The organism is Klebsiella sp. EMBS2024 (assembly GCF_036233805.1).
In the GTDB taxonomy this organism is placed as follows: domain Bacteria; phylum Pseudomonadota; class Gammaproteobacteria; order Enterobacterales; family Enterobacteriaceae; genus Klebsiella; species Klebsiella pneumoniae.
This window is the reverse complement of the sequence record NZ_JAZARW010000002.1, coordinates 37,423-42,676: the sequence shown is the minus strand read 5'-3', so window position 1 is coordinate 42,676 and position 5,254 is coordinate 37,423. Positions and strand designations below refer to the sequence as shown.

At 64.2% G+C, this 5,254-nt stretch carries 2 protein-coding genes and 4 pseudogenes; all 6 read right to left on the bottom strand.

Going from position 1 to position 5,254, the window contains the following annotated elements; genetic code table 11:
• Window positions 1–153 (bottom strand): annotated as a pseudogene (locus VZP09_RS24430) (transposase); the annotation flags it as partial.
• Window positions 154–308: 155 nt separating this feature from the next.
• Window positions 309–1,270 (bottom strand): annotated as a pseudogene (locus tag VZP09_RS24425) (zinc metalloprotease HtpX).
• Entirely contained in the window at window positions 1,257–1,745 is a 489-nt protein-coding gene (locus tag VZP09_RS24420) for a phosphate-starvation-inducible PsiE family protein (protein ID WP_004152114.1), read from the bottom strand. The pseudogene VZP09_RS24425 and the gene VZP09_RS24420 overlap by 14 nt, the downstream one beginning before the upstream one ends.
• 114 nt (window positions 1,746–1,859) lie before the next feature.
• A pseudogene (locus VZP09_RS24415) lies at window positions 1,860–2,006 on the bottom strand (phosphate-starvation-inducible PsiE family protein); the annotation flags it as partial.
• 237 nt (window positions 2,007–2,243) lie between these two features.
• Window positions 2,244–2,441 (bottom strand): annotated as a pseudogene (locus tag VZP09_RS24410) (hypothetical protein).
• On the bottom strand, window positions 2,441–5,236 hold the full coding sequence (gene clpK / locus VZP09_RS24405; RefSeq protein WP_328795513.1) for a heat shock survival AAA family ATPase ClpK: 2,796 nt from the start codon (window positions 5,234–5,236) through the stop codon (window positions 2,441–2,443). The pseudogene VZP09_RS24410 and the gene clpK overlap by 1 nt, the downstream one beginning before the upstream one ends.
• Window positions 5,237–5,254: the final 18 nt, after the last annotated feature.

Sequence of the window (5,254 nt, the reverse complement as noted above, 5' to 3'; positions counted from 1 at the left end):
ATAAGCCTCGTCACTGATAAGGTCTTTCTTCCATTTGTACAGGACCGGGACGCTGACGCCTATGCTTTGTGCAACTTTACGCGCGGTTCCACGTCGGTTACAGAGCTCCCGGACGGCCTGAGACCTCTCTTCCGGGCTGAAGCATTTGTTTCGTGGGGACTGAACCAGGCTTCGATGGCGGGCAGGAACTGCCACAGCAGCATGAGTGCGGCGATGCAGCCAGTGATGACGAGCCAGCGCCGGATGAATCGATCCGGCGCCGGGCGGCTGTAGGGGTCGGGTAGGTCACGTCATTCTCCATGTTGAAATCAGCGCCAAAGGCCGCCAGTGCGCCAGCGTGGCGGACGTGGTGATACGGTCACTTCGGGGTCGAAACGGGCCGATGGAAACGGCGGCATCGCGGGCGGCGGAGCAAGTTCCAGCAAGCGCTCAATGCGTTCAGCCGTCGCTGGATGCGTGCGCAACCAGGAGGGTTCCGGATTGCCCCATCCGGGCAGCAGCCAGGCGCGCCAGGAGCGGCTCACCCGCTCGATCTTGGCGAGCGCTGAGGCCAGCCCGTGCGGGTCGCCGGTCAATTCGGCAGCGAGCCGGTCGGCGTCGAATTCGCGCACCCTGGACAAGCCCAACTGAGCCAGCAAGGCCAGCTGTGGCGCGACCGCAAGTAGAAGCAACGCGGGCCAATTGACTTCCGTGACTCCAAGCAATAGCGTTGGCAAGCTGAGCACGATCGCAAGCTGCCCCAACAAGGCCAGAAGATGGGTGAGCCGGCTGATGGAATCGGCCAAGCCCATGACACGCAAATCCTCGTTCGCAATATGCGCGATTTCGTGGCCGAGCACGCCGGTCAACTCGCGGGGCGTGAGGCTACGCAGCAGGCCGTCGGTCAGCGCGATGGCCGCGTGATGCTTCGAACCGGTGGCGAAGGCGTTGACGACCCCGCTGGGCACGTAGTGCGGTACCGGCACGGTAGGCAGCCCGGCCCGCGCCGCCAGTTCGCGCAACACAGCCCAAAGATCGGGCGCTTCATCCGGGTGCAGGGGGCGTGCGCCATACAGCCGCAAGGTCAGCCCGGANCGGCGGCCGGTTCAAGCAGCAGGGTGAACCCCGCAGCCGCAAGCGCCAGCCAAAGCCCGCCGTCACCCAACAGCAGGCTGCCAGCGACGGCGGCAATTCCGAGCAGGGTCAGCACCAACAGCACGGTTTGCAGGCGATTGTGCCAGCGATGCCGCGCGCCGACATTCTGCGCGTGGCGCAGATCACGACTGATCATCTGAGCTTTCCCCGGCTGTCCGGTCATCGCGCTCGCGCAGCAGCCAGTAAGTCGCCCCGAGGGCCAGTGTCGCGCCTGCAAGCGCCGCGACCTTGGCGGGGCCGGTCTCCGGGTCGAGGATCACGAATTTACGCGCCAGGGCGATCAGCCCGATCAGGATCACCGTCTTGACCTGGATGATGCTGTCGCGCCGCAAGGCCACCCTCACGATGGAATGCTTGAACTCCATGGCAATGAGCAGCGTCATGATCATGCCGAACACGGTCTGGAAGACCTTGTGATCGAGCGGATTGAATGCATCAATGATCAGCAGGCTGAAGACGATCGAGATCAGCTGCAGCAGCGAGACCACGATGATAACGGCAATGATTGCGGACAGCGCGAGCGCGATCACCTGTTCAAAGCGCTCGTAGAACGTCATCACTGCCCATTGGGCGCGAAATGTTTTGATCGGGTCTGCTTGCTTTTCCTTCATCGCCACTCCTCTCAATTCTGAAATACTTGTGCGCCCACAACTTGGTTGCACCCTTGTCTTTTTTGCCTGGTAGAGCGCGCTGTCCGCCTGCAGCATCACCTGCTCGACAGAGTGCAAACGGGGGTCAAGGAGAGCCACCCCCATGCTGGCGCTATAGCTGATCGACACCTCTCCACACACCACCGCTGTCGCCGCAGTGTCCTGACGAAATCGCTCCGCCCATACTTGGGCGCCTTCTATCGATGCCGCTTCCAACAACACAGCGAATTCCTCCCCCCAATCCGGGCAGCCATGTCGGTTGCGCGAACATGTTCCCTCAACCGTGAAGCAAAGGGGTCGGTGATCACCATACGCAGCAACTGCTGCTCTATTTCCTTGCGAGAAGAGATGTCGAACAGAGTACCGACTATCAGTTGCCTGCCCGCGTCACCCAGCCATGGGCCTTGTTCCTCGAAAGTCGAGTTGCCAGAGGAGCAGGTGAACAGATGGGCCGCGCCGTCACGCGAACGGATGGCTAGCGAGCGGGAGGGCAGTGCCGCCGCTGATGAGCAGTCCCCACGGCGTGGCCGACTGCGGATCACGCTTGTAGACGCCCGCGTGACCTGCGGCCACGACCGCCACCGCGATCGAGGCCAGGGAGGCTGCTCATGCCAGTGCCAGGCCGATGGGGTCGGACACGGCAGCCTCGCCCGCCATCAAGATGCGTCGCTCGCCTTCGCGGCATCCGGCTGCTCCGGCTCGGCCGGGGTCTGCGGTGGCTCTTTGCGTTCGAACACCACGCGTTCGGCCTTGTCGTCCCAGCGTGCGCTGGCGTGATCGCCCTTGCCGATGCCGCCGCCGAGCATCTCGCGCGCCAGCGCAGTTTCCAGCTCGCTGCGGATCAGGCGCTTGAGTTCACGCGCACCGAACTCGGGCTTGTAGCCTTCTTCCGCGAAATGGTCGATCAGCGTCTGATCGAAAGTGAGCGTCACGCCCTGGCTGGCGGCGCTGCGCGCCACGCGATCGAGCTGCAGGCCGACGATGTGGCGGATCTCCTCCTTGCCCAGCGCATGGAAGACGATGATCTCGTCGATGCGGTTGAGGAACTCGGGCCGGAAATGGCCGCGCAGTACGTCCATGACTCCGGCCTTGGTCTTTTCGTACTCCTCGCCGGCCGCCCCGCGCGCCTTCAGCCGTCGCTGGATGATGTCCGAACCCAGGTTGGACGTAGCGATGATGATGGTGTTGGTGAAATCCACCACCCGGCCCTTGCCGTCGGTGAGGCGACCGTCGTCGAACACTTGCAGCAGGATGTTGTATACGTCAGGGTGTGCCTTCTCGATCTCGTCGAGCAGCAGCACGCTGTAGGGCTTGCGCCGCACCTTCTCGGTGAGCTGACCGCCTTCGTCGTAACCGACATAGCCCGGAGGCGCGCCCACCAATCGCGCCACGGTATGGCGTTCGCCATATTCCGACATGTCGATGCGCAACAGGGCGTGCTCATCGCCGTAGATCGATTCGGCCAATGCCTTGGCGAGCTCGGTCTTGCCCACCCCGGTCGGGCCCAGAAACAGGAAGGTAGCCACCGGTTTGCTGCCTTCACGCAGGCCGGCGCGGGACAGCCGCACGGCATCGGCCACGGCACGGACCGCCTCGTCTTGTCCCACCAGGCGCTCGTGCAGCCGTTGTTCCAAGTGCAGCAGCTTTTCGCGCTCTTCCACCGTCAACTCGTTGACCGGGATGCCGGTCAGGCGCGAGACGATCTGCGCCACGTGTTCCGCCTTGACCTCGGCACTGCCGGAGGCCCGCTCCCGCTCCCAGTCCTCGACGAGCTTCTTGAGCTCGGCCTCCTTGGCTTCGATGCGCTTCCCGAGCTCGGCGGCCTGGTCGTACTGCTTGCGCGCGGCCACGTAATCCTGTTCACGCCGCAGCTGGTGCAGTTCGGACTCCAGCTCCTGCACGGCCACCGGCCGGGCCGTGGCCGACAGCTTCACGCGCGCGGCCGCCTGGTCGAGCAAGTCGATCGCCTTGTCCGGCAGGAAACGCGCCGTGATGTAGCGGTCGGACAACTCGGCCGCCGCGATGATCGCGTCCTCGGAGATGCTGACCTTGTGGTGCGCCTCGAAGGTGTCGCGCAGGCCGCGCAGAATCATGATGGCCTGGGCCACCGTCGGCTCGGGTACCGTCACCGGCTGGAAGCGCCGCTCCAGTGCGGCATCCTTCTCGATGTATTTCTGGTACTCGTTCAGCGTCGTGGCGCCGATCAGGTTGAGTTCACCGCGCGCCATCATCGGTTTGAACACGTTGGCCACGTCCAGCCCGCCTTCGCCACCGCCCTGGCCGGCACCGACGATGGTGTGCACCTCGTCGATGAACAAAATCAGCTCGCCCTGGTGCTCGGTCACCTCCTTCAGCACCTTCTGCACGCGCTCCTCGAACTCGCCGCGATATTTGGCGCCGGCCACCATGGCGTTGATGTTGAGTTCCACCAGGCGCTTGTCGCGCAAGGTCTCGGGCACTTCACCCGCCACCATGCGCTGCGCCAGCCCTTCGACGATGGCGGTCTTGCCCACACCCGGCTCGCCGATCAGCACCGGGTTGTTCTTCTTGCGCCGGGCCAGCACCTCGATGGTGGTTTCGATCTCCTGCGCGCGGCCGATCACCGGGTCGAGCTTGCCGTCGCGCGCCATCTTGGTCAGGTCGCGCGAGTACTTGTCGAGTTCTGGCGTGTTGGTCGGCGTCTCAGCGCGGCCATCCTCGGCGCCCTTGCCGACCACCTTGCTGACCTGTTGGCNCAGCGCCTGCGGCGTCAGGCCGTAGCGGCGCAGCAGGTTGGCGGCCAGCCCTTCGCCTTCCTCAGCCAGACCGATCAGGAAATGCTCTGGACCGACATAAGAATGGCCGAGTTCATTGGAGGCCACGAAGGCGCGGCTGAGCGCATCCTTCACGCGCGGCGACACGCCGATCTCGCCCTCGAAGGGCTTGTCCCCGCGCTTGGCCTCAGACTCGATCTGCCGCTTGAGGTCATCGACCTTGATCTTGAACTGACCCAGGATGGTCTTGACCACGTCGCTGTCGGCCAGCGCCAGCAGCAGATGTTCGGTATCCACCTCGGAGCGGCCAAATTCGGCAGCGTGTTTGGCGGCCTCCTGCAGCAAGGCTTCCGACTGTTCGCTGATGCGGCTGGCCAGCCCACTGCCGCGACGGCGCGGCGCACCCGAACCTGCGGCGGCGGGCTCGCCAAACGAGGCATCGACCACGTCATCGGTATCGGCGGCAACTGGCGTCGCGTCGTCGCCGATGCGGAAGAAGTCACTGCCGAGGAAGTCCTCGAACAGGCCGCTGCGCGAGCCGAACAAGGCTTCCAGCGGCGAAACGGTGCGCTTTTGCTGGCGCACTAATTGCCGGTAATGGTCGTCGCACAACAGCATGGTGCTGTGACGACCGTTGAGATTGGCTTCCACCCGCACGGTGGCGGGTTGGCCGCAGACCTGGCATTGTTTTCTGGCCATGCTGATGCTCCTGAGAAG